Source organism: Streptosporangium sp. NPDC006007 (genome assembly GCF_040614315.1).
GTDB lineage: Bacteria > Actinomycetota > Actinomycetes > Streptosporangiales > Streptosporangiaceae > Streptosporangium.
In genome coordinates, this window is sequence record NZ_JBEXUG010000013.1 from 13,858 (window position 1) to 38,018 (window position 24,161).

Here is a 24,161-nt window from a genome sequence, read left to right on the forward strand (position 1 = left end):
CCCTTGGTCGCCCCGGTCTCTCGGCCTCCGCACACGCTCATACGTGTGACACGAATCGGGAAACCCCTAACTTGCCGGAGCCCCACCGGCCAACCCGATGAAAAAAGAACGAGAAATCAGCTCAGCCGCGTACGGAACGGGCGGTCAACCCGATAAAGGTATGGGGTCGTTGTCACCCGCCTCCGTGGGTAGTCCGACTGGAACCGGGAGCGGGGCCTCTACAGGGCGGGAGGTCTGTCGGGGCGCAGGCGCCAGCCTCGGGGGACTCGCTCGACGTATCCGGCGGCGGCCAGACCCCCCAGGCAGGACAGCACGGTCTGCAGGTCGACACCCGCGGCCACGGCTATGGTGGCCGGGCCCACCCCGGTCCGGACGGGGACGGCCTCCAGAACCCGGCGCGTCTCCGGCTCCAGCCGATCACGGGGGAAGACCGGACCACGTGCTTCGGGGGCCAGGTCGTCTCCCAGCGCGCCCACGAGATCGATCACCTCTTCGGAGGTGGTGACGCAGATCGCCGCCCCTTGACGGATCAACCGGTGGCATCCGGCCGAGGTCTCAGAGGTCACCGGCCCCGGAACGGCTGCCAGGAGACGGTTCAACGAGGTCGCGTGCCCGGCGGTGTTGAGTGCCCCGCTGCGCACAGCCGCCTCGACCACCAGGGTCCCCCTGGACAGGGCGGCGATGAGCCGGTTACGGACCAGGAAACGCGGCCGGGTCGGACGGGTGCCCATCGGACACTCGCTCACCAGGACGCCCTGGGACCGCACAATCGCGAACAGGTCATGGTGGGCGCTGGGATAGGTGACATCGGTGCCGCAGGCGAGCACAGCGACGGTTGGCGTCCCGCAGGCGAGGGCACCCCGATGGGCCGCTCCGTCGATGCCGTACGCGCCGCCTGACACGACACTCCAGCCTCGCTGGCTCAACCCGGCCCCGAACTCCGCCGCGACATGCGTGCCGTACGGCGTGGCGGCCCGGGAGCCGACGATCGCGACGGAGCGCAGGCAGGAGAACCGCAGGTTCGCCTGCCCATGGAGCCAGAGGGCATACGGGCGGGAATCTCCGAGGTCGTCCAGCTGGGTGGGCCACTCGGAGTCGCCGGGAATCAGCAGCCGGGCCCCGCTCCACTCCCCTTCGGCCAGATCCCGGCCGGGGTCGGCCGTCTCCAGCCGAGCCGTCCAGGAGGCGAGCAGCCGTTCGAGCTTGGGCAGGAGCCGGTCGCTCATAGCCGGGGGCCGGTCACCCTCGACCGGAAACGGATCGCCGACGGCCGGGGACCGGTCGCACGCGACACGACGCGGACCGCTCCCAGCCGGGAATTGATCACTCCCAGCCGGAGGCGGATCGTTCGTGAACGGGAGTTGATCGCTCATAGCCGGAGGTCGGTCGCGTCCGACCGGGAACGGGTCACCGACGGCCGGAAATCTGTTCTTTCGGGGCTCGGGCGAGCCACGGTCGCGGGATCTCGCGAACCAGCGGACGAACTCCGGGTCCACGCGCCCCCGGCGAATCCGCTCGACGGCGGCCTCCGGGCCGTGGACGGCGACGAGCCTGCCCATCACCGCGTCACCCGGCTCGGCCAACCGCATCAACGTGACCCGCGCGAGCCGTTCGCTCACCGCTCCTCCCCCAGCCACAGTCCGAGGGCGGCGTTGGTCTCCGTGATCTCGGGCACCCTCCGGCCTCCGAGGTCGGCCAGGCTCCAGGCGACCCTGAGCACGCGATCGAGTCCGCGAGCGCTCAGCTCCCCGCTGTCCAGGCAGCGAAGGAGCGGGGACATCGCCTTCGGCGCCGGCCGGTAGTCGGTGTGGAGCGCCCGCGACGGCATCTCCGCGTTGCACCGCCAGGGCCTGCCCGCGAAGCGTTCCGCGGCACTTGCGCGGGCGGCGCGTACCCGCTCGGCCACCACCCGGCTCGGCTCGATGAATCGGCGGTCGGCGAGAAGCTCACGACGGGTCGAGCGATACAGCATGGTCTTGACGTCGATGCGGTCCAGCAGCGGACCGGACAGCCTGGCGAGGTAGCGGCGCCGGGCCGTGGGGGTGCATCGGCACGGGTCCTCGGGGCTGGACGGCCGCGCGCACGGGCACTGGTTGGCGGCCAGCACCAGCATGAACCTGGCCGGGAACGTCACCGAGCCCAATGCCCTGCAGACGGTCACCTTGCCCGATTCGAGCGGCTGCCTGAGCGAGTCGAGAACGATCGCCGGATATTCGGGCGCCTCGTCGAGGAACAGGACTCCCCGGTGGGCGAGCGAGACCGCGCCCGGACGGATCATGCCGCTGCCCCCGCCGATCACGGCCGCGACCGTCGCGGTGTGATGGGGCGCCACAAACGGTGGACGGGTAAGCAGCGGGCGGTCCAGGGGCAGCGTCCCGGCGACCGAGTGGATCGCGGTGACCTCCAGCGCCTGCTCCCGCTCCAAAGGCGGCAGCAGGGTGGGCAACCGCTCGGCGAGCATCGTCTTGCCGGTGCCGGGCGGCCCCAGCATCCAGAAGTTGTGTCCTCCTGCGGCACAGACCTCCAGCGCCCGGCGGGCGAAGGGCTGGCCCGCCACGTCGCCCAGGTCGGGGACGATCTCCCCGGCCTCCCCCGGAGAAGGCGGCAACGCGCCGCCGAGCCCGGCCCCGCTCCGCGCGACGCCTTCGGCCATGGGAATGTTCACCGGATTGTCGCTGCGCAGCCAGCTCACCAGCTCCCCCAGATTGGAGGCGGGAATCACCGTCACCTCCGGCACGAGGCCGGCCTCGGCGGCGTTGAGCGCGGGGACCACGACCATACGGGCACCGGCCGCGACGGCCGCCAGCACGGCGGGGAGAACGCCCCGTAAGGGACGCACCGAACCGTCGAGGCCGAGCTCGCCCAGGAAGAACGGCGTGGCGACCCTCGCCGCGGGCACGAACCCGGCCGCCGCGAGCAATGCCACCGCGATCGCGAGGTCGAACATGCTCCCCCTCTTGGGCAGGCTGGCGGGGAACAGGCTGACGGTGATCCGGGCGTCGGGCCAGGCATGGCGACTGTTGACCACCGCCGAGCGGACCCGGTCGCGGGCCTCGCTCAGCGCGGTGTCCAGCATGCCGATCAGATGCATGCCGGCCATGCCGCTGCCCACGTCGGCCTCAACGCCGACCGGATGGCCGGTCACTCCGAGCAGGGCGACACAGCGCGTGCGTGCCACGGTCACCAGGCCACCTCCCGGACGTGGCGAACGGTCAGGAACGGCCCGGGGCGCATCTAGGACATCCCCCGCTCGTGACGGATGACGAAGTCTCCGGCGAACCGCTCCAGCGCGACGACGTCAACGCGGATCGCGTCGAACCGCTCGCACCGGTCACGGCGCTCTCCTCGCCATCTGGTGGCGAGCCTGCGCAGCCGGGCGAGCTTCGCCCAGGTCACCGCCTCCAAGGCGGTCCCGTGGGTGCGGCCGGAGCGGGTCTTCACCTCCACCACGACGAGCGTCCGCCCCTCACGGGCGACCACGTCGATCTCGCCGTCGGAACACCGCCAGTTACGATCCAGAATCTGCATGTCGTGGGCCAGCAGATAGTCGACGGCGATCTGCTCGCCATGCTTGCCGAGCTCGTCCTTCGCGGCCATGGAACCACCTCCGGTTCCAGACTTTCGCTCAGCTCACCCCGCCTCCGGCGGACCGAACCGGATTCTGTGGACATCCGGCCGGGCGCGGAGGACACCTGTGGAAAACCCAGTCCAGAACCTGCCCCGGAGCCTCAGCAAGGCACCCGGCCCGGGATATCCCGGGCCGGCTGATTCTCAGTCCAGCAGATGGCCGGTTCGGGGTGTCTCGGTCCAACGACCTTCCGGTCCAAGAGGACCCGCCCCAAGCGTTGCCCGAAACTCGGGAAGACCCCCGCCCCGGCGAACCACCCCGGAGAGACCTCAAGCCGGCGGCCCGGTTCGGGGGAACTCGGGCCGGCGGCTCCTTGGGGCGAGGGGTCCCCGGTCCGGTGGTCTGCCGGGGCGGTTGCCTCCGGATCGGAGTCCTCAGCCTGAGAAGCCCTCCTTGGGCATCTCCAGGTCGGGCTTGGCCAGTTCCTCCACGTTCACATCCTTGAAGGTCACCACGCGGACGTTCTTCACGAACCTGGCCGGCCGATACATGTCCCAGACCCAGGCGTCCTGCATCTTCACGTCGAAGAACACGTCACCGTTCTCCGCGGTGCGGACGTCCAGATCCACGGAGTTGGTGAGATAGAAGCGCCGCTCGGTCTCCACGACGTAGGTGAACAGTCCGACCACGTCGCGGTACTCACGGTAAAGCTGCAGCTCCATCTCGGTTTCGTATTTTTCGAGATCCTCTGCGCTCATACCGGTCCTCCTGTTGCACGCCCTTCCCGGCCCGCCCGATCAGGCGATGCCGGCCCCCACTTCATTCTCACCCATCGCCTCCCCCGGCCTGGACCGCGCCACCGTCGCGAACGAGAATCGGTGGTCCGGACACGGGCCGTACGTCTCAAGTGCCCTGCGGTGCCCCAGGGTGCCATATCCCTTGTGCACGGCGAAGCCGTACCGGGGGTGGCGGCCGTCGAGCTCGATCATCATCCTGTCCCGCGTCACCTTCGCCACAATCGAGGCCGCCGCGACACAGGCCACGACCTGGTCCCCCTTCCACATGCCGAGTGACGGCACGGGCAGGCCGGGGACGGGAAAACCGTCGGTGAGCACATAGCCAAGATCACAGGATAGCCGTGCCACGGCCCGGCGCATCCCCTCGATGTTGGACCGGTGCAGGCCGCGCGCGTCGATCTCGCCCGGCGGGATCACCACCACGCCGACCGCCTCCGCGGTCGCCGTGATCCGCCGGTACAGCGACTCGCGCCGGGAGGCCGCCAGGGACTTGGAGTCGTTCAAGCCGTCGACGGGGCGTCCGAGCACCACCGCGGCGACCACCAGCGGCCCGGCGCAGGCCCCCCGGCCCGCCTCGTCGACCCCGGCCACGGGCCCCAGCCCTCGGCGCGCGAGAGCACGCTCATAACCGTACAGTCCCGAATCTCGCCGGACCACGCTGGGAGCGGGGCGGAACGCGATTGTCATGGCACCACGGCAGACATAGCGACCATGAGCCGAGAGTACGCCCCATCTTCACCGTTCGGTACTGCTATCGCACCTTGACGAAGGTCTCCGGCGTCGACAGGAGGGTCGCCCTGGAGAACGGCCAGTAGATCGCGAAGGCCCGGCCGATCACCGCCGCCGTCGAGATGGTGCCCTCCCCCTCCATCTCCTCGTGTGTCCGCGAGTCGGAGGAGGCCGAGCGGTGGTCGCCCATCACCCAGAGCCGTCCCTTGGGGACGACCTTCTCGAACTTGTCCCCGGAGGGGAAGTCGTCGGGGTGGAGGTACGCCTTCTCGTCGAGGGGCACCCCGTTGACGGTGATCCGCCCCTGCGCGTCACAGCATCTCACCGTGTCACCGCCTACCGCGATGACCCGTTTGATGGTGTCGTCACCCCGCCAGCCCTTGAAGACCACGATGTCACCGCGCTCGGTCTCGCCGTACAGCTTGTTGACGATCACGCGATCACCCTCGATGAGGGTGTTCTCCATCGACTCCGAGGGGATGTAGAAGGACCGGAAGACGAAAGCCTGCAGCAGCAGGGCCACGAGCACACCGGACACGAGCAGGAACAGCGACTCGCGGAGGCCGCCCCCCTTACGGGGGGCCTTCGCGTCGTTCCTCTTCTTGCCCCTCCCGTCACCGCCGGGGTCCGCGCCGGGAGGAACGACGGGCTCGGCGTCGGGGGTCACGGACTCGTTGGGGGGTTCCACGGTCATGGGGTACGGCTACCGCCTCGAACGCTGGCGGCGACGCCACAGCAGCAGTGGCACGGCCCCCGCGAGCCCTGCGGCGAACGGGGCGGCCTCTCCCACCGCGACGGCGGCTCTGAGCGCCGGCTGGTTGAAGGTGTCGGGAATGGGGATGATCTCGGCCCTGGAGAACGGCCAGACGATCACGAAGGCCCGGCCGATCACCTTGTCCACCGGGATGGTCCCGCCTCCGGGGTCGCCCAGGTGGGAGCGGGAGTCGAGGGAGACCGAGCGGTGGTCGCCCATCACCCAGAGACGACCCGGCGGAACCTTGACCTCGAAGGGGTCACGGGCCGGCTCGTCGTTGGGGTGGAGGTAGGCCCTCTCGTCGAGGGGCACCCCGTTGACGGTGATCCGCCCCTGGGCGTCACAGCATCTCACCGTGTCGCCCGGCACCCCGATGACCCGCTTGATGTAGTCCTTCTCGCCGGGCACCACGCCGAACGCGGTGCCGACCCAGCGGAAGAACGCGGCGACCGGGTTGGACGGTTCCTGGAGCTTCACCTCGCCGTCCCAGGAGTCCACCCCGGAGAAGACCACCACGTCCCCGCGCTCGATGCCTCGGACGTGGTAGACGAGCTTGTTGACCAGGACCCGGTCGTTCGTCAGGAGCGTGTTCTCCATCGACTCCGACGGGATGTAGAACGCCTGGATGACGAAGGTCTTGATGACGAACGCGAGGACCAGCGCGACGACGATCAGGACGGGAAGCTCCTTCCAGAAGGAGCCCTTCTTCTTGTCCCTGCCGCCCTTGGCGGTCTTCTGGGTTTCTTCGGCGACCACGTCCACCTCGTCCTCGACAGGTCGACGCGAGGCTGCGCCGGACTCCCGGTCTTCGCTAGTCATCGTTGACGAGCCTAGATGATGATGGGCGCCAACCGGTCGCCCGCCTGGTTACCTGAGAGCTATGGGTACGCCATAAGAGGTCAAACCCGCCTGCATGCGACTGGCCCGTATCCCCGGGCGGGGAACGGGCCAGACAGGCACGGCGCGGAGGGCCTTAGCGGGCTTCGCGCTTCTCGCGGATGCGGGCGGCCTTGCCGCGCAGGTCACGCATGTAGTAGAGCTTGGCGCGGCGGACGTCGCCACGGGTCACCAGGGTGATCTTCTCGATGACCGGGCTGTGCACCGGGAAGGTGCGCTCGACGCCGACGCTGTAGCTGACCTTGCGGACGGTGAAGGTCTCGCGGGCGCCACTGCCCTGACGGCGAAGGACGAAGCCCTTGAACACCTGGACGCGGGAGCGGCTGCCCTCGATCACTCGGACGTGAACCTCAAGCGTGTCACCGGGGCGGAAGTCCGGGACATCGGTGCGGAGCGAGGACTTTTCGAGCTCGGTGATCAGCGTGTGCATGACAGTGGTACCTCATCTGAGCGAGCATGCGGAGGTTCGCCCGGCCGCCGTGAGGCGACATCGCGGCGGACACACATGCTGAAGTGGATGTGTCTTGACGTCGGGCCCGTCTGCCCGGCGGCGCGCGCCAACCCGTGGACAGTAAGCGGCAACGCTTCAGTCTGCCATATTTTCACGACCGACCGGAAATCAACGGGTCAGGGCACGCGGGCCGGCCGCTCCGGAGGCGGGCAGAGACCGCGGGGAGGTTCCGGGGAACCGGCCGGGCCTGAGGTCAGACGGGGAGGTCGGGTTCGGCCAGGACCTGCCGATCGTGGAGGTCCAGGCTCTCCTGGTCGAGCGCGGCCAGCAGTTCGGCGCGGTTCTTCGCGGTACGGCGGAGCGCCTGGTCCCGCCGCCACCGGGCGATCCTGCCGTGGTGCCCGGAGAGCAGGATCTCCGGGACCTCGTGCCCCCGCCACTCGGGCGGCTTGGTGTAGACCGGACCTTCGAGGAGGTTCTCCATCGCCCCCGGCGCGAACGAGTCGTCCACGGCCGAGCGGGCGTTGCCGAGCACCCCGGGCAGCAGCCGCCCGACGGCCTCGACCATCACCAGCACGGCCGCCTCGCCCCCGGCCAGCACGTAGTCACCGATGCTGACCTCGTCCACCCGCGTCCGCGTGCCGTACTCGGCCATGACCCGGGAGTCGATGCCCTCGTAGCGGGCGGGCGTGAACAGCAGCCAGGGCTCGGCGGCGTACTCCATGGCCAGCCTCTGGGTGAAGGGCACCCCGCTCGGGGTCGGCACGACGATCCTGGGCGGGGCGCCCCGCCCGGTCGCGAGGACGGCGTCGATGGCCTCACCCCACGGGCCGGGCTTCATGACCATGCCGGGGCCGCCGCCGTAGGGGGTGTCGTCCACGGTGCGGTGCACGTCGTGAGCCCAGTCGCGGAGCTGGTGGAGACGGACGTCCAGGGTGCCCCGCTCGCGCGCCTTGCCGATGAGGGAGACGTCGAGCGGGGCGAAGTACTCGGGGAAGATCGAGATGATGTCGACGCGCATGTCAGACGGCCGTGTCCGGGTCGAGCAGGCCGGCCGGCGCGTCCACCACGAGGGTGCCCCCGTCCAGGTCGATCACGGGGACCAGCGCCTTGACGAACGGCACGTACGCCTCACCGGCGGGGCGCCGTACCACGAGCAGGTCCTGGCCGTGGTGGAGCACGTCGGACACCTCGCCGACCCGCTCGCCCTCGGGGGTGAGGACCGTCAGGCCGATGAGCTGGTGGTCGTAGAACTCGTCGGGGTCCTCGGGCGGCGGAATGTCCGCCGAGTCGATGACGAGCATGACGCCGCGGAGCGCCTCGGCGCGGTCGCGGTCGTCGACGCCCTCGAACCTGACCAGCAGGACACCGGAGTGCCACCGCCGGGAACCGACGACGAGCGGACCGGCGGACGCGGGGTTGGTGGCGAGGGCCGACCCCGGAGTGAAACGCTCCTCCGGGTCGTCGGTGCGGACCTCCACGGACACATCGCCGCGGAGTCCGTGCGGGCGGCCGATCCGGCCTACGACAAGCTGCACGTCCGCCTCCCAGGGTGGTCGTGGGGTGGAAGGCGAACGGGTCACCCACCGTGGGTGGGTGACCCGTTCACTCGATGGATCTCGTGTCGGCTCGGCCCCGCCCGTTGGATCCTCTATCCGCCGCGTCGCCGCGGCGAGATCCACGGGAGGGGCCCAGACCGTGTCGCGCGAACCCCCGTCAGAACGAAGATCCACACAATACGGCCTAGCGGGCCTCGTTCAGGTCGAGCAGATCGACCCGGACGTACTTACCGTCGCCCAGAGCGTTCACCACGGTGCGGAGCGCTTTGGCCGTACGGCCTCCACGGCCGATGACCTTGCCGAGGTCCTCGGGGTGGACCCGGACCTCAAGCACACGTCCGCTGCGGATGCGGCGAGCGTGAACCTGGACCTCGTCGGGGTATTCGACGATGCCCTTCACCAGGTGCTCGAGGGCCTCCTCAAGCACCTCAGGCCTCGCCTTCCGGCTTCTCCTCCGCGACCGACTCGGCCGGCGTCTCGGCGGCGGGTTCCTCGACCTTCACGGCCTTCTTGGCCGACTTCTTCGGCGTGGTGGCGGCGCTCTCCAGAGAGAGCGTCTCCTTGGCCGCGGCCTCGTAGACGGCGTGCCGGTCGGCCTTGGGCTCGGCGACCAGCAGCGGAGCGGGGGCGGGCTCGCCCTTGAACTTCTGCCAGTCGCCGGTGAGCTTGAGGAGCTTCAGCACGGGGCCGGTCGGCTGCGCGCCGACGCCCAGCCAGTAGGCCGCCCGCTCGGAGTCGACCTCGATGCGCGAGGGGTGCTCCTTCGGGTGGTACAGGCCGATCTCCTCGATCGCCCGGCCGTCACGCTTGGTGCGGCTGTCGGCGATGACGATGCGGTACTGCGGGTTGCGGATCATGCCGAGCCGCTTGAGCTTGATCTTGACTGCCACTGGTGTGGTCTCTCCTGCATTAGAGCGTGGGTGAACGGCATCTCATCGAGTGGGGCACGAGGAGAGGACGCCCAAGGGACAGGCGCGGTACGCGGGGGTGAGAGGGCACCCGTGTAGTCACGATGTTCCAACATGTCATTGTGCCAGACTCACGGAGGTGCCCGGCCGTCGAGCACCCATCCCGTACGGCCGGCGGAGGGCAAATCTCGGTAATTCCCGTGTGTCCGGCACGCCAGGCGGCTTCCCCTGCTGCGCTAATTGGCCGCCGTGGCAACCACCTTGAGATCCCTGCTGCCGGCCGCGATCGGATCCCTCGCGGTGCTGGGCATCGCGCTCACCCTGAGAACGGCCTCGGCCACCGGCGAACTCGCGCCGCCCCCGGAGATCGGTGCGTGCGACGGCGGCGCACTCCGGCGTCCGGCGGCCCCCACTGAGGGCGCCGGGACCCCCGACGGCATGTCGCCGCTGCTGGCGGCGCTGCTGAGAACGCTGGTCCAGCCGCCCGGCTGCTCACCGCCACCGCGCTGACGCCGACGGCCTCCGCACCGTCGGCGATCCCCGCGCCGCCCCCGGCGCCACCGCCCTCCGGCAGGCGCGGCCGGCCCGGCGGGCCGATCCCGGTGGGAAGGCGGCACGGGGCGATCGGAGGGAGACAGCGGGGCACCCGAACACGGCGGCGGGGGCGGGGGCGGGGGCGGCGGATCCTCCCGCCGCCCCCGTGGGTGCTACTTGGGCCGTACCCCCAGCAGTTCCAGCACCGCCACGGCGATGAAGCCCACCATGATGATCAACCAGATCCAGCGGGCCCGTCCGTGGAATCCGCCGTCACTCACTTCTGCCCGGGGAGCTTGAATTTCGAGGGGTCGAAGCCCGGCGGCAGCTCCAGGCCGGGCGGAAGCTGACCGGCCCCCAGTCTGCCGAGGGCGCCCTTCGCGCTCGGGGGGTCGTCCGAGGCCGCCGTGCCGGAGGCGCCCTTGGCGAGTGACGCCTTCCGCGGGTCACCGCTGACCCTGCGCCCCTTGGCGGCCTTCTTCTGCGCGGCCTTGCCCGCCTTGCGCCCGCCGGGCATGCCGGGGATGCCCATCCCGCCGGCCATGCGCTTCATCATCTTCTGCGCGTCGAAGAAGCGGATGACCAGGCTGTTGACCTCGGTCACCGTCACGCCGGACCCCTTGGCGATGCGGGCCCTGCGAGAACCGTCGATCATCTTGGGGTTCTGGCGCTCGCCCGGGGTCATGGAGCGGATGATGGCGGCGACACGGTCCAGGTCACGGTCGTCGACCTGGTTGAGCTGGTCGCGCATCTGCCCCATGCCGGGCATCATGCCGAGCAGGTTCTTGATGGGGCCCATCTTGCGGACCATCATCATCTGCTCAAGGAAGTCTTCGAGCGTGAAGCCCTCACCCGAGGTGAGTTTGCCCGCCATCCTGGCGGCTTCCTGCTCGTCGAAGGTCTTCTGCGCCTGCTCGATCAGGGTGAGGATGTCACCCATGTCGAGGATGCGGGAGGCCATCCGATCCGGGTGGAAGGCGTCGAAGTCCTCCAGCTTCTCCCCGGTGGACGCGAACATGATCGGCTTGCCGGTGATGTGGCGGACCGACAGGGCGGCACCACCGCGGGCGTCGCCGTCGAGCTTGGTGAGCACGACGCCGTCGAAGCCGACCCCCTCCATGAACGCCTGGGCCGTGGAGACGGCGTCCTGGCCGATCATGGCGTCGACGACGAACAGGACCTCGTCGGGGGAGACCGCGTCGCGGATGTCGGCGGCCTGCCTCATCAGCTCCTGGTCGATGCCCAGGCGGCCCGCGGTGTCGATGATGACGGTGTCGTGCTGCTGGCGCCGGGCGTGCTCCAGCGACTGGCGGGCCACCGCGACCGGGTCGCCGACGCCGTTGCCGGGCTCGGGGGCGTAGACCGGGACGCCCGCGCGCTCGGCCACGACCGAGAGCTGCTGGACCGCGTTGGGACGTTGCAGGTCGGCGGCGACCAGCAGCGGTGTGTGGTTCTGGTCGCGCAGCCAGCGGGCGAGCTTGCCCGCCAGGGTGGTCTTACCGGCGCCCTGGAGACCGGCGAGCATGATGACGGTCGGCGGGGTCTTGGCATGGCGGAGCCGCCGGGTCTCGCCGCCCAGGATCTCGACCAGCTCGTCATTGACGATCTTGACGACCTGCTGCGCGGGGTTCAGCGCCTGGGAGACCTCGCTCCCCCGGGCACGCTCCTTGACCTGGGCGACGAACGTCTTGACCACCGGCAGCGCGACGTCGGCCTCAAGCAGCGCGATGCGGATCTCGCGGCAGGTTGCGTCGATGTCGGCCTCGGACAGCCGACCCTTGGAACGGAGGGAGGAGAAGACCGATGTGAGCCGGTCGGAAAGCGTCTCGAACACGTGATTGGCCAGCCTCTGCGCTACAGGTCTGCGACTCGACCACCCAGCCTATCCGCTGGGCGGCGCGAATTATGCCCCGGCGGTCAGCGGCCCCAGCCGGGAACGGCCATCCTCATGGTGAGGGCGTGCTCCACCAGCGTGATGAGGGTGGCCTTCACCGCGTCGCGGGAACGCGCGTCGGTTCGCGAGATCGGGATGTGCGGCGCCAGTGTCAGCGCCTCCCGTACCTCCTCCTCACCGTGCATGTAGGTCCCGTCCCAGCCGTTGACCGCCACCACGAAGGGGAGTTTGGCCTCCTCGAAGTAGTCGATCGCCGGAAAGCTGTCGGCCAGCCGCCGGGTGTCGACCAGCACGACGGCGCCGATGGCGCCGCGCACGAGGTCGTCCCACATGAACCAGAACCGGTGCTGACCCGGCGTGCCGAACAGATACAGGATGAGATCACGGTCCAGCGAGACACGGCCGAAGTCCATCGCGACCGTGGTGGTGGTCTTGTTCGGAGTGAGGCCGAGGTCGTCGATGCCGGCGCTGGCGTCGGTCATCACCGCCTCCGTGGTCAGGGGGAGAATCTCAGACACCGCCCCCACGAAGGTGGTCTTACCAACACCGAATCCACCGGCGACGACGATCTTCGTCGATGTCAGGCCGCCGGCGCGGCTAGAGCCTGCGAAGTCCACTGAGCACCCTTTCCAGCAGGTTGAGATCCGGCTTGCCCGCGTCCAGCTGCGGCTGATGCAACTGGAGCAGACCCTCGGCCGCCATGTCCGCCACCAGGATCCGGGTAACGCCGAGCGGGATGCGGAGCATCGCGGAGATCTCAGCGACCGAACGCACTTGCCGGCACAGGGCGCTGATCGCCTGATACTCCGGGGTGCGGGTGGATAGATCGTGGTGTACGGACGTCGCCGAGGAGACCAGGGCCTCCATGGCGAGCTGGGTCCGGGGGACGGTCCGTCCCCCGGTCACGGCATACGGCCGGACCAGGGAGCTCTGCTCCCCGGGTACCGGTTGCATGAGATGTGCGGGATCCCCCCTATGTCGGCGGGGATCCTCCATCGACTGGTAGGGCGGCCCGCTTAACGGGCCGCTCTCACCTGGCCAGCCGCGGCCTGCCACGGCATCCTCCTATGATCATCGCCATCACCGGGGGTGGGAGGCCTGGAGTTCGGCGCGGACGGCCGGCGTGAGCACCTGGCCCGCTCGTTCGACAAGTAGGGTCATCTGGTAGGCGACCAAGCCCATGTCACAGTCGGCGGCGGCCAGTACCGCCAGGCAGGACCCGTCACTGACCGACATGATGAGCAGCAGCCCTCGCTGCATCTCCACCACCGTCTGGGTGACCGCCCCGCCCTCGAAGACCCTGGAGGCGCCCTGGGTCAGGCTGATCAGCCCGGCGGCGACCGCCGCGAGCTGGTCGGCGCGGTCCCGGGGAAATCCATCGGAAAACGCCAACGGCAGACCGTCCGCCGACACCACGACCGTGTGCGCCACGCCTGGGACGTTGTTCACAAAGTCGGTGATCAGCCAATTGACCCCCCGAGCGGCCTGGCTCATTTCGCGCACGTGTCATCCTCCTTGGCGACCATGATGAGCTCGCTCACCGGTCCTCCTTGCTCTCTTCAACGTCCCGGCCGAAGTCGGGATACGGCTGACCGTCGCCTAGCTCACCCCTGGCCGCCGCGCGGCCCTGCCGTACTCCCTGCTGGAAGCTCGACAGCCGGTTGCGCACCGCCTCCGGGGAGACGGTCGGCCGGAGGGGGGTCTGGGGTGCCGCCCCCGGGTCGGGGGCGGCCGTACCGGGCACCAGATTCGCCTTCGGCACCCGTTTGGGCAACCCCGAGCCGGTGAGCCCGCCGAGGGTGGGCTCACTGGCCGCCTGGGCCGCCTGCCAGCCCGCGTCCGCGGGCGAGGACCAGGCGTCGGAGACCGGATACGCCGGGGAGGGTTCGGCCTCGGCGGCCCCGGTTCCCGCGGCGCCCATGGTCTCCCTGGCGGGGTCCTCGTCCGGGGCGGAGGCGTCGACCTTCTTGAACCAGTCGGACTCGACCGCGGCGAAGATCGGCAGGAACTCCTCCTTCGCCTCCTCCATGGGAGAGGGGTCGGAGACCACCGGCAGCGGGCCGGTGCTGTCCGCGATGTCGAACCCCCGGCTCTCGAAGGGGCCCCTGCGGTCGGTGGACGGCCATCCCATGGCGTCCCCGTCGCGGACGGGGGTGCTCGTCCAGACGCCGGAGTCCCCGCCGCGTACGGGCGCGTCGGGCCAGACCGACGTCTCCGCCTGGGAGGTGTCCGGCCAGGCCGCGGCCTCTTCGCCGCGTGCCGGCGTGCCGGGCCACGGTGTCCCCGTGTCGGCCTGGGGCGCGGCCGGCCAGGCCGGACCGGCGCCGGGCGGCGGCAGGTGGTCGGGCCAGGGGGTGTCCACCGGCGCCTGGCCGGCGTGGCCTCCGCCGGGGGGCTGCCGGGTTTCGAAGGAGGCGAGGTGCCGCCGCACGTCGAAGGAGTTGAAGGACTGCTGGGCGGCCTCGAACGAGGTGAACGCGGACTGCGCGGGGTCGAGCGTGGTGGGACTGGACAGCACCGCCGCCCGGTCTCCCGAGCCCGGGGCCGAGGGCCAGTCGCCCCCCGGAACGCCGGAATGGCCGGGAACGCCCGGCATCTGAGGGACGCCGGTAACGGAGAGCAGGTTCTCGGGGAGCAGCACCATGGCGGTCAGGCCGCCGTTGTCCTGCTGCCTGAGCTGGACTCGGATACCGTGCCGCAGGGCCAGCCGGCCGACCACGAAAAGGCCCATCCGGCGGGACACCGACACGTCCACCACCGGCGGGTTGGCCAGTCGCCAGTTCGCCTGGGTGAGTTCGTCGGTGGTCATGCCGATGCCGATGTCGGTGACCGAGACCATCACGCCGCCGCCGTCGATGCGGTTGCTGGACACGACGACCTTGGTCTCCCTGGGGGAGAAGGAGATCGCGTTCTCCATCAGCTCGGCGATCAGGTGCACCACGTCGTTGACGGAGGTGCCGACCACGGACACGCCGCTGGAGAGCCTCAGGTCGACCCGCTCGTAGTTCTCGACCTCCGAGAGCGCGGCGCGGGCCACGTCGATCATCGCGACCGGCTGGCTCCACCGGCGGGCCGGTTCCTGCCCGGCGAGGACCAGGAGGTTCTCGCTGTTGCGGCGCATGCGGGTGGCCAGGTGGTCGAGCCGGAACAGGCTGCCCAGCCGGTTCTCGTCCTGCTCGCCCTGCTCCAGGTTCTCGATCAGCGACAGCTGGCGTTCCACCAGCGTCTGACTGCGCCGGGAGAGGTTGACGAACATCGCGTTGACGTTGCTCCGCAGCGTGGCCTCCTGGCCCGCCAGCCGGACGGCCTCGCGGTGGACCTCGTCGAAGGCCCTGGCCACCTCGCCGATCTCGTCGTCGGAGACCACTCCGATCGGGGCGACCTCGGCGTCCGCGCCCTCACCGGCCTCCCGCATGTTCTGCACGGTCTCGGGAAGGCGGTGCCCGGCGATGGACAGCGCCTCGGTGCGGAGCCTGCGCAGCGGGCTGACCAGCGACCGCGCCATGATCGCGGTGACGGTCAGGACCAGGAGGAGGAGCAGCATGCTCAGCCCCGCGGTGATCAGCGCGCCGCGCTGCTCGGACTCCTGGAGGGCGCGGCTCTGCTCGATCAGGGTGTCGGCGATCTGCTTCTCCACCGCGCGCATCCGGTCGACGGCGTCCGAGGAGGCGTCGAACCAGCTCGTCTGGTCACCGGCCCCGCTCCCCGAGGCGTCGACCCGGATGAGCGGCTGACCGTTGAGGGCGAGGACGAGGGAACGGGCTCGGATGGACTCCGCCCGGTCCTTCTTCTGGCTGCTCACGATGTCGTCGTAGAGCTGGCGCTGGGTGATCGAGGCCTCGGCGCGGAACGCGGCCAGCTCGCTGTCGCGCTGCGCCCTGGCGGCCAGGAGGGCGTTCAGTCCCTCGGGGGTGAAGCTCCTGGCGGCGAGGCCGACCGCGAGGTAGGCCCGCTCCCTGGACGCCTGCTCCTTGGCCCTGGTGAGCGCGCCGAACGCGGTGGCACCGCCGGCGAGGGACTGGTCGGCGACGCTCTGGAACTCGTCGTGCAGGGCCAGCAGGTCGGAGATGGTCCCGGTGTACATGCTGATCGTGGACAGCGCGGGGAACTGGGTGTTGATCGCCGTCTTGCGCACGCTCGCCAGCTCGTCGAGGCGGTCGCGCACCTGGTCGAGCTCGGCCTTGCCCTGTTCGCCGAGGCTCTCCACGGCGTCGCCCGCCGTGATGATGTCGATCCGGTCGCGCACGCCCTTGACCAGCTGGTCGACGGTTCTGTACTGCTCTTGCAGCTTCGCCCGTCCGGTGCCGCCGCGCCCCTGGGCGACGAATCTGGCCGACAGGTCGCGCTCGGTCTCCATGTGGTGGGCCAGCTCGCTGAGCGCCGCGGTGAGCTCGGCGCTGGTGTGCGCGCGTTCGTACTCGGCGGCGGTGTTGATCGAGGCGGTCACCCTCAGGCCGCCCAGGACGATCGCGGCCGTGGTGGGGATGACGATCAGCGCGACGAGTCGCGATCGTACCCGCCAGTTCTTGAGTGCGAGCTTGCCGCCGCTCCTGCGGGAACCCCCCTTACGGGATCCGCGCCCTCCGGGGGCCGGGGGCCGGCCGCTCCGCGGCGGCCCCCCCTCGGCGCCGAATGCCGGGGCGGGTACCGACCCGGCTTCGCGTTCGCCGGGGATTGAAGCTGTCCTCACTGGCCTCCGCTGCCTCTCCTCGGATCGTCTGCTTGGAGGGGATCGCGTCACGCAACAGGGGCAAGTGACGCCGACGCATCCATGGGGTAGGGGTTATTGGAGCACAGCCGGATGACTTCAGCCAACCGCACATAACTCGCTTTCAAGACGCAACCGACACACGGCATCTGCAACCGGACAGTTCCCCTCTAAGTCAGTACGCAAACTTTCACAAAGCTATGAAACACCGTCCTTGACAGCCAAGAGTGAGAGCACTAGACAAAATTGGATCACCACTTCGGGGGCACGGGGGAACTAAGCCCGATTGTGACCATTTTGAGCCCTTAGGTCGATAATTGTAATTTGACCGATCCGCTCCGCTACTCTGATCCGCGATCAGCACACCCCCCTTTGGTCACGTTCCTTCCGGGACTTTCTCCGTTTCGCTTGACAACTCCAGCGAGTTCCGGCAGGGGCGGTCAAACGCAGCTAAGGAGACCCTGTGAGGTTCAGACTTGCGAGCCGGGCGGTCATCGCGGGACTCACCGCGATGCTGGCGCTCAGCGCCTGCGGCGGTTCCGGCACCAAGGCCGAGACCCCCGGCGCGAGCGGACTTGAGAAGAGCAAGATCGCTGTCGGCGCGCTGCCCATCCCCGACTCGGCCTCGCTCTACATAGCCAACAAGAGGGGCTTCTTCAAGGAAGAGGGCCTGACGGTGGACATCCAGATGGTCCAGGGCGGCGCGCAGGCGCAGCAGAGCCTCCTGGGCGGCTCCCTGGACGCCACGCAGACCAACTATGTCTCGACCTTCCTCGCCCAGGCGGCCGGGAACAAGTTGAAGATCATTGCCGACCTCTACCAGGCGGCTCCCAACGCCTTCGTCATCATGGTCGCCAAGAACTCCTCGATCAAGTCGCCCGCCGACCTGAAGGGCAAGAAGGTCGCGGTCAACAGCCTCAGGAACATCGGGACACTGTCGATCACCTCGGTGCTGAAGACCCACGGGCTCACCGACAAGGACGTCCAGTTCGTGGAGTTCCCCTTCCCCGACATGGCGGGCAAGCTTGAGCAGGGCGTGGTCGACGCCGCCTGGATGCCCGAGCCGCACCTGACCGCCGTCCAGAAGAACATCGGCGCCCAGAAGCTCGCCGACACCATGACCGCCGCCACCTCCGACTTCCCCATCGCCGGAGTGGTCGTCACCGAGGAGTTCGCGAGCAGGAACCCCAAGACGGTCGCCGCCATGCAGCGTGCGCTCGCCAAGGGCCAGGAGATCGCCGCCACCGACCGCAAGGCCGTGGAGGAGATCCTGCCGACCTACACCAAGATCGACGCCGCCACCGCGGCCGTCATCACGCTCGGCGGCTTCCCCACCAGCCTCGACCAGACCCGCCTGCAGCGGGTGGTCGACCTGATGGTGGAGCAGGGTTACCTGTCGGAGAAGATCGACGTCAAGGCCATGCTGCCCGGAACCTCCGGGTGATCGTGAGAGGACTGCTCGGCAGCAGACTGTTCTGCGGCGCCCTCGGCGCCGCGGGGCTGTTCTGCCTCCTGGAGGCGCTGGGCCGTACCGGGGTGATCAGCCCGGCCGTGTTCCCCCTCGCGTCGACCGTGCTCACCCGCGCGGCGGGGCTCGCCGCCGACCCGGACTTCCGCGCCGACGTCGTCTCGACCCTCGGCGCCTGGCTCTTCGGGCTGCTGCTCACCGTAGTGGTCGCGGTGCCCGCCGGATTCCTGCTCGGCACCCTGCCGAGGGTGGAGCGGGCGCTCCGGCCGCTGCTGGAGTTCCTCCGCCCCATCCCCTCGGTCGCGCTGATCCCCCTGGCGCTCGTGCTGTTCTCCGACAAGTTCGAGATGGAGGTCACGTTGATCGTCTACGCGGCCACCTGGCCGGTCCTGATCAACACGATGTACGGCCTCAAGGATGTCGACCCGCTTGCCAAGGAGACACTGCGCAGCTTCGGGTTCGGCCCGCTGGCCGTGCTGTGGCGGGTGTCGCTGCCCAGTACGGCGCCGTTCATCGCTACCGGCGTACGGCTGGCCGCGGCGGTCGCGCTCATCGTGGCGATCAGCGCGGAACTGCTCGCCGGCGGCTCCAGCGGCATCGGGGTCTTCCTCATCAAGGCCGGGGGCAGCGTCGAGGCGGTGGAGTACATCGTCGCCGCCGCCATCTGGGCCGGGGTCATCGGCTACGTCTCCAACGGCCTGTTCGTGCTGGCGGAGCGGCGGATGTTCCGCTGGTACGGCGCACGGACGGAGGCGGCCTGATGGGCCGGGCCCCGCGCGCCGCGGCCCGGCTCTGGCCGGTGCCGGCGGTGCTGGTGGTGTGGGAGCTCGTCACCCGCGCCGTCGGCGACCTCTCCTTTCCCGCGCCGACCCGGATCGCCGCCGCCATGCGCGCGATGTGGCTGTCCGGGCCGGCCGACCGGCTCTGGCTCAGCGACGCGGCGCTGGCCAACATTCCCACGAGCGTCGGCCGGCTGCTGGCCGGATGGGCGCTGGCCGGAGTCGCCGGGACCGCGCTGGGCATCGCGCTGGGCCGGTCCCCGCTGCTCTTCCGCCTCGTGGATCCGCTGGTTCAGTTCGCCCGGGCCATCCCCCCGCCGATGCTGCTGCCGTTCTTCATGGCGCTGTTCGCCATCGGGGCGCGGATGCAGATCAACGTGATCGTGTTCGGCGTCATCTGGCCGATCTTGATCAACTCCGCGGAGGGGGCACGCCACGTCGACCGCCGGCACCTGGAGACCGCCGAGGTCTTCGGGCTGTCGCGCGGACAGCGCCTGCTCCGGGTCATCCTGCCCTCGGCGATGCCGAAGATCTTCGCCGGTCTGCGGCTCAGCCTGTCCCTGGCGCTGATCCTGATGGTCATCTCCGAACTGGTGGGCAGCACCGACGGGATCGGCTTCCAGCTTCTGGACGCGCAGAGGTCTTACGACCTGCCCGGCGTGTGGGCGACGATCGTGTTACTCGGTGTCTTGGGATACGTGTTCAACTCGGCGTTCCTCGCGGCCGAACGGCGCATCCTGTCCTGGCACCGGTCCGCCAAGCAGACGACCTGAGGACCTGCTGTGCTTGAGATCTCGAATCTGACCCACACCTACGGCAGCGGGCCGGCCGCCCACCACGCGCTGGGCGGCGTCGACCTGTCGGTCGCCAAGGGCGAACTGGTGTGCATCGTCGGCCCCTCGGGGTGCGGCAAGTCCACCCTGCTGCGCTCCGTCGCCGGCCTGCTGCGGCCCGGCGGCGGCGAGGTGCTGCTCAACGGCACCCCCGTCGATCAGGCACCGGACAACCTGGCCGTGGTCTTCCAGGACTACAGCCGCTCGCTGTTCCCCTGGATGTCGGTGGCCGACAACGTCTCCCTCCCGCTGCGCCGCAGAAAGCTGGACAGAAGGCGGCGCAGGGAGGCCGCGATGGAGGCCCTGGCCCAGGTCGGGCTGGGCGGAGCCGAGGGAAAGTACCCGTGGCAGCTGTCCGGAGGCATGCAGCAGCGGGTGTCCATCGCCCGCGCGCTCGCCTACCGGCCCGCCCTGCTGCTGATGGACGAGCCCTTCGGCTCGGTGGACGCCCAGACCCGCGAGGACCTGGAGGACCTGACCCTGCGGGTCCGCGGCCACCACAACATGACCATCCTGCTCATCACCCACGACATCGACGAGAGCGTCTACGTCGGCGACCGCGTCGTGGTCTTGTCCAAGGCCCCGGCGAAGGTGGTGGGCGACCTGCGGGTGGACCTCCCCTGCCCGCGCGACCAGATCACCACCCGCGAGCACCCCGGCTTCGTGCACCTGCGCGCCGAGGTCGGCCGCCTGGTCCGCGGCCTGCGCAACCCGTCGGCCGCCACCCCGTGATCCGCGGCGATCCCACGAGGGGCACCGGCCTTCCGGCCCGCGGAACGAGAACCGTACAACGAGAGGATTGTGAATGAGCAACCCACAGGCACCGGTCTGGGATGCGATCGGCGGGGTCTCCCGCTTCGCGGCCCTGGCGGCGATGGCCGAGCTGGGCTGCGCCGACCATCTATGGGACGGCCCCCTGAGCGTCGGCGAGCTCGCGTCACGCTGCGGGGCCGACCCCGCCGCGCTCGGCAGGGTGCTCCGTCAGCTCACCTCCATGGGCATGGTGGCGCCGACGGGCCCGGGGGTCTACCGGCTGACCGAGGCGGGGACCACACTGTGCGAGGACACACCCGACTCGCTGCGGCCCGCCGTACGGATGATCGCCGAGGAGGGGTTCTGGTACGGCATGGGCACGGTGCCGCAGACCGTACGCGCCGGCAGGTCGGCCTTCGCCGAACGCCACGGCTCGGTGTACGGCTATCTCGGGGGCAACCCCGCCGCCCGGCGGCTGTTCGACGACTACATGGTGGCCAGGGCCCGGCCGTTCGCCGAGGCCGTGGCCTCCCGCTACGACTTCTCCGGTGTGCGCACCCTGGTGGACGTGGCCGGAGGCAAGGGGCACATCCTGGCCGCGATCCTGAAGGCCCATTCAAAACCCCGGGGAGTCCTGTTCGACCAGGAACACGTGGTCCCCGCCGCGCGGGAGTTCTTCGCCGAGGCCGGCCTTGAAGACCGGTGCAGCTGCGTCGCCGGCGACTTCTTCGTCTCGGTGCCCGCGGGGGCGGACGCCTACCTGCTGGGAAGTGTGATCCACAACTGGTCCGACGAGGACGCCGTGCGGATCCTGCGCAACATCAGGGACGTCATGGCGGACGACGGCCGGGTGCTGCTGGTCGAGCTCGTCGTGCCGGACGACGACGCGCCGCACATCAGCAAGGACGTGGACATGCGGATGCTCGCCCTGTTCGGCGAGGGCATGGAGCGCAGCGTCTCCGAGTACGGCGAGCTGCTGGGCGAGGCCGGATTCCGGATCGGCGACCTGGTCGAGCTGCCCGGCGGGGCCGGTGTCGTCGAGGCTCTGCCGATCTGAGCACCCGGCGGCACCCGGCCGGGCCGGGCGTCAGGGCGGCCGGTGACGCGGAGGTTCCCGCGTCACCGGCCGCCGGCGTCACCGAAGGCGCGGACACCCCGTCAGCAGACGCTCCAGGAGGCGCGCTCGTTGAGGAAACTGACGTCCATGTCGGTGATCCGCCGCTGGTCGGCCGCCATCGCGGCCAGCTCGTCGGGGGTGAGCACCTGGGAGACGTCGTCGAAACCCAGTGGCGCGCGCTCGGCCACCAGCGCGACGGTCCGCTCCATCGGCATCTCCCGGTTGGCGAGCACGAGCGGCGTGGTGGCCGTCCTTCTCTCCTCCTCGTAGGCGGTCATCCCCTCCACCGGCCCTGACTCGGCCAGGTGGCGGGCCAGCGCCCGGGCGTCGAGCACGGCCTGTGAGCCGCCGTTGGACCCGACCGGATACATCGGGTGGGCGGCGTCGCCGAGCAGCGTCACCCGGCCCCGGCCCCACCACGGGAGCGGATCCCTGTCCACCATCGGATACTCCAGGATCCGCTCCGCGCCGGCGAGCAGCCCCGGCACGTCCAGCCAGGCGTGACTCCACCGCGCGAAGTGCGGCAGCACGTCCTCCAGCCGCCCCCGCCGTGACCAGTCCGCCGGGGGAACCGCCCCGCCCTCGGCCACCTTCACCTCGGCGACCCAGTTGATGCGGGTCCCGTCCGGCGAGAGGGGGTAGGCCACGAACTTGCGCGAGTCGTTGGAACCCGCGATGGCCAGGGTCGCCCCGTCCAGGAACGGCCGGCTGCCGGTGATGCCGCGCCACATCCGCACCCCGCCCCAGAGCAGCGGTCCCTCGTCCGGGTGGAGGCGTGCCCGCACGGTGGAGTGGACGCCGTCGGCGCCCACCAGCACGTCGGCCGCCAGCTCGACCGGCTCGCCGGTACGGGCGTCCCGCAGCGAGGCGACGATCCCGCCCGGCCCCTCGACGACGTCCTGGAAGGTGAGCCCGGTCCTGACCGCTCCGTCGCCGAGCCGCTCGCGCACCGCGTCGAAGAGCGCCATCTGCAACACGCCCCGGTGGACCGAGTACTGCGGCCAGCGATATCCGGCGCCCCTGCCCCTGGGCAGGAGGAGAATCGTGCCGCCGAAACAGTCGGTGTAGATCTGGAAGCTGGTCGGAACGCCGATCTCCGCGAGTTTCTCCGCCAGGCCGAGTTCAGTGAGCTCCCTGACCGCGTGCGGCTGAATGTTGATTCCCACACCGAGCGGGCGTAACTCCGCGACCGAGTCGGCGACGACGCATTCGATTCCCGCGGCATGGAGGCTGAGGGCGGTGGTGAGACCGCCTATTCCCGCTCCGACGATCAACGCGCGCATGTTTCCTCACACTCCGGCCAGGCAATTCACGGCACCCCAGGCCGATGATCATAACTTATCGGATTAAGTCGTAACTAAATAGGTAATTTCGGATGGGCCGGATGGCTATTCCGGAACGGGGAAGCGTCCGGGGCGGTGGGCGCGTGCGGGACCCGAGGGCGGATCCCGCGCCCCGCCCGTCAGCCCCGGAGGGTGAGGACGTGCTCCACCAGGGTGATCAGAGTCGACTTCACCGACTCACGGGACCGGGCGTCGGTCCGGACGACCGGAATGTGCGGGGAGATCGTCAGAGCCTCCCGCACCTCCGCCTCACCGTGGAAGTGCGTGCCGCCGAAGCCGTTCAGAGCCACGATGAACGGCAGTCCGGCCTCCTCGAAGTAGTCGATCGCCGGGAAGCTGTCGGCCAGCCGCCGGGTGTCGACCAGCACGATCGCGCCGATCGCGCCCTTCACCAGGTCGTCCCACATGAACCAGAAGCGATGCTGACCCGGTGTACCGAACAGGTACAGGATCAGATCACGGTCCAGCGAGACACGACCGAAGTCCATGGCCACCGTGGTGGTCCGCTTGGAGGGGATGTGCGAGAGGTCGTCCACCTCGGCGCTGGCCTCCGTCATCACCGCCTCCGTGGTCAGCGGCATGATCTCGGAGACCGCGCCGACGAAGGTCGTCTTGCCGACACCGAACCCCCCGGCGACAACGATCTTCGTCGAGGTCATTCCGGCGTCAGAGCCTGCGAAGCCCACTGAGCACCCTTTCCAGCAAGTTGAGATCCGGCTTTCCGGCGTCCAGGGACGGCTGATGAATCTGTACCAGGCCCTCGGCCGCCATATCCGCGATCAGGACCCGGGTCACCCCCAGTGGCATGCGCAGCAGGGCTGAGAGCTCCGCCACCGAACGTACCTGCTGGGACAGCGAGATGATCGCCTGATACTCCGTGGAGAGCGTGGCCGAATCCACGCTCACGAACGTCGCCGAGGAGACCAGCGCCTCAAGTGCGAGCCGCGTCCGGGGAACCGTTCTCCCCCCGGTCACCGCGTACGGGCGGATCAGACGATCTCGCCCGCTCTTGACCTGCGGCGCGAGAGGGGATTCCTCCCCCGGTCCACGCCAACCCGGTGCGTCCATA

The 24,161-nt window shown here is 69.8% G+C and carries 26 protein-coding genes; 6 read left to right on the plus strand and 20 right to left on the minus strand.

The genetic code is table 11. The features are described 5' to 3' along the window. Window positions 1–218 precede the first annotated feature (218 nt). From dprA to rpsP, 12 genes are all read right to left on the minus strand, one after another. A complete protein-coding gene (gene dprA, locus ABZ194_RS12860; protein ID WP_355595481.1) occupies window positions 219–1,226 on the minus strand; it encodes a DNA-processing protein DprA in 1,008 nt (335 codons plus the stop codon). A gap of 389 nt (window positions 1,227–1,615) precedes the next feature. Then, complete coding sequence (locus ABZ194_RS12865; protein ID WP_355595483.1) at window positions 1,616–3,184, minus strand: YifB family Mg chelatase-like AAA ATPase; 1,569 nt, start codon at window positions 3,182–3,184, stop codon at window positions 1,616–1,618. Window positions 3,185–3,234: 50 nt separating this feature from the next. Beyond that, the gene (locus ABZ194_RS12870; protein WP_355595485.1) at window positions 3,235–3,597 is read right to left on the minus strand and encodes a YraN family protein; all 363 of its coding nucleotides are present in this window, start codon (window positions 3,595–3,597) and stop codon (window positions 3,235–3,237) included. A 405-nt stretch (window positions 3,598–4,002) separates the two neighbouring features. After that, window positions 4,003–4,326, minus strand: a complete 324-nt coding sequence (locus ABZ194_RS12875) for a DUF2469 domain-containing protein (protein WP_067184127.1) — start codon at window positions 4,324–4,326, stop codon at window positions 4,003–4,005. Window positions 4,327–4,365: 39 nt separating this feature from the next. Beyond that, a complete protein-coding gene (locus ABZ194_RS12880; protein WP_355595488.1) occupies window positions 4,366–5,052 on the minus strand; it encodes a ribonuclease HII in 687 nt (228 codons plus the stop codon). Between the two features lie 64 nt (window positions 5,053–5,116). Continuing rightward, on the minus strand, window positions 5,117–5,788 hold the full coding sequence (lepB, locus tag ABZ194_RS12885; RefSeq protein ID WP_355595490.1) for a signal peptidase I: 672 nt from the start codon (window positions 5,786–5,788) through the stop codon (window positions 5,117–5,119). A gap of 9 nt (window positions 5,789–5,797) precedes the next feature. Then, the gene (gene lepB, locus ABZ194_RS12890) at window positions 5,798–6,667 is read right to left on the minus strand and encodes a signal peptidase I (protein ID WP_355595492.1); all 870 of its coding nucleotides are present in this window, start codon (window positions 6,665–6,667) and stop codon (window positions 5,798–5,800) included. Between the two features lie 154 nt (window positions 6,668–6,821). Continuing rightward, entirely contained in the window at window positions 6,822–7,175 is a 354-nt protein-coding gene (gene rplS, locus ABZ194_RS12895; protein WP_355595494.1) for a 50S ribosomal protein L19, read from the minus strand. A 274-nt stretch (window positions 7,176–7,449) separates the two neighbouring features. After that, on the minus strand, window positions 7,450–8,217 hold the full coding sequence (gene trmD, locus ABZ194_RS12900; protein ID WP_355595496.1) for a tRNA (guanosine(37)-N1)-methyltransferase TrmD: 768 nt from the start codon (window positions 8,215–8,217) through the stop codon (window positions 7,450–7,452). A 1-nt stretch (window position 8,218) separates the two neighbouring features. Further along, the gene (gene rimM, locus ABZ194_RS12905; RefSeq protein WP_355595499.1) at window positions 8,219–8,734 is read right to left on the minus strand and encodes a ribosome maturation factor RimM; all 516 of its coding nucleotides are present in this window, start codon (window positions 8,732–8,734) and stop codon (window positions 8,219–8,221) included. A gap of 205 nt (window positions 8,735–8,939) precedes the next feature. Continuing rightward, window positions 8,940–9,182, minus strand: a complete 243-nt coding sequence (locus ABZ194_RS12910; protein WP_355595501.1) for an RNA-binding protein — start codon at window positions 9,180–9,182, stop codon at window positions 8,940–8,942. Window position 9,183: 1 nt separating this feature from the next. Continuing rightward, entirely contained in the window at window positions 9,184–9,645 is a 462-nt protein-coding gene (rpsP, locus tag ABZ194_RS12915; RefSeq protein WP_355595503.1) for a 30S ribosomal protein S16, read from the minus strand. A 267-nt stretch (window positions 9,646–9,912) separates the two neighbouring features. Between rpsP and ABZ194_RS12920 the strand changes: the two genes are divergently transcribed. Then, entirely contained in the window at window positions 9,913–10,173 is a 261-nt protein-coding gene (locus tag ABZ194_RS12920) for a hypothetical protein (RefSeq protein WP_355595505.1), read from the plus strand. Window positions 10,174–10,474: 301 nt separating this feature from the next. Here ABZ194_RS12920 and ffh read toward each other — a convergent pair whose 3' ends face one another. The 5 genes from ffh to ABZ194_RS12945 all read right to left on the minus strand — a co-directional run bounded on the left by ffh (window position 10,475) and on the right by ABZ194_RS12945 (window position 16,781). After that, window positions 10,475–12,031: a signal recognition particle protein gene (ffh, locus tag ABZ194_RS12925; RefSeq protein ID WP_355595507.1), complete on the minus strand. Its 1,557-nt coding sequence runs from the start codon at window positions 12,029–12,031 to the stop codon at window positions 10,475–10,477. Between the two features lie 83 nt (window positions 12,032–12,114). Then, window positions 12,115–12,708, minus strand: a complete 594-nt coding sequence (locus tag ABZ194_RS12930; protein WP_355595509.1) for an ATP/GTP-binding protein — start codon at window positions 12,706–12,708, stop codon at window positions 12,115–12,117. Continuing rightward, complete coding sequence (locus tag ABZ194_RS12935) at window positions 12,689–13,045, minus strand: DUF742 domain-containing protein (protein ID WP_355595511.1); 357 nt, start codon at window positions 13,043–13,045, stop codon at window positions 12,689–12,691. Before ABZ194_RS12935 ends, ABZ194_RS12930 begins: the two co-directional genes overlap by 20 nt. Window positions 13,046–13,171: 126 nt before the next feature. Continuing rightward, window positions 13,172–13,585 carry a roadblock/LC7 domain-containing protein gene (locus ABZ194_RS12940; protein WP_355595748.1) on the minus strand — a complete coding sequence of 138 codons (414 nt, stop codon included), beginning with the start codon at window positions 13,583–13,585 and terminating at the stop codon, window positions 13,172–13,174. Between the two features lie 43 nt (window positions 13,586–13,628). Further along, on the minus strand, window positions 13,629–16,781 hold the full coding sequence (locus ABZ194_RS12945) for a nitrate- and nitrite sensing domain-containing protein (RefSeq protein WP_355595513.1): 3,153 nt from the start codon (window positions 16,779–16,781) through the stop codon (window positions 13,629–13,631). Window positions 16,782–17,262: 481 nt separating this feature from the next. On the opposite strand from ABZ194_RS12945, the gene ABZ194_RS12950 reads away from it, so the two are divergent. From ABZ194_RS12950 to ABZ194_RS12970, 5 genes are all read left to right on the plus strand, one after another. Then, on the plus strand, window positions 17,263–18,243 hold the full coding sequence (locus ABZ194_RS12950) for an ABC transporter substrate-binding protein (protein WP_355595515.1): 981 nt from the start codon (window positions 17,263–17,265) through the stop codon (window positions 18,241–18,243). Further along, window positions 18,240–19,028, plus strand: coding sequence for an ABC transporter permease subunit (locus ABZ194_RS12955; protein WP_355595517.1), 789 nt, complete (start codon window positions 18,240–18,242; stop codon window positions 19,026–19,028). Before ABZ194_RS12950 ends, ABZ194_RS12955 begins: the two co-directional genes overlap by 4 nt. Further along, window positions 19,028–19,819, plus strand: coding sequence for an ABC transporter permease (locus ABZ194_RS12960; RefSeq protein WP_355595519.1), 792 nt, complete (start codon window positions 19,028–19,030; stop codon window positions 19,817–19,819). The genes ABZ194_RS12955 and ABZ194_RS12960 overlap by 1 nt, the downstream gene beginning before the upstream one ends. A 9-nt stretch (window positions 19,820–19,828) precedes the next feature. Continuing rightward, window positions 19,829–20,611, plus strand: a complete 783-nt coding sequence (locus ABZ194_RS12965) for an ABC transporter ATP-binding protein (protein ID WP_355595521.1) — start codon at window positions 19,829–19,831, stop codon at window positions 20,609–20,611. A gap of 73 nt (window positions 20,612–20,684) precedes the next feature. After that, window positions 20,685–21,689 (plus strand): methyltransferase, encoded by a 1,005-nt coding sequence (locus ABZ194_RS12970; RefSeq protein ID WP_355595523.1) that lies wholly within the window; start codon window positions 20,685–20,687, stop codon window positions 21,687–21,689. 101 nt (window positions 21,690–21,790) lie between these two features. Here ABZ194_RS12970 and ABZ194_RS12975 read toward each other — a convergent pair whose 3' ends face one another. The 3 genes from ABZ194_RS12975 to ABZ194_RS12985 form a co-directional block, all read right to left on the minus strand. After that, complete coding sequence (locus ABZ194_RS12975) at window positions 21,791–23,032, minus strand: flavin-dependent oxidoreductase (protein ID WP_355595525.1); 1,242 nt, start codon at window positions 23,030–23,032, stop codon at window positions 21,791–21,793. Window positions 23,033–23,211: 179 nt separating this feature from the next. Then, window positions 23,212–23,751, minus strand: coding sequence for an ATP/GTP-binding protein (locus ABZ194_RS12980; RefSeq protein WP_355595527.1), 540 nt, complete (start codon window positions 23,749–23,751; stop codon window positions 23,212–23,214). A gap of 7 nt (window positions 23,752–23,758) precedes the next feature. Next, window positions 23,759–24,160 carry a DUF742 domain-containing protein gene (locus tag ABZ194_RS12985; RefSeq protein ID WP_355595529.1) on the minus strand — a complete coding sequence of 134 codons (402 nt, stop codon included), beginning with the start codon at window positions 24,158–24,160 and terminating at the stop codon, window positions 23,759–23,761. Window position 24,161 lies beyond the last annotated feature (1 nt).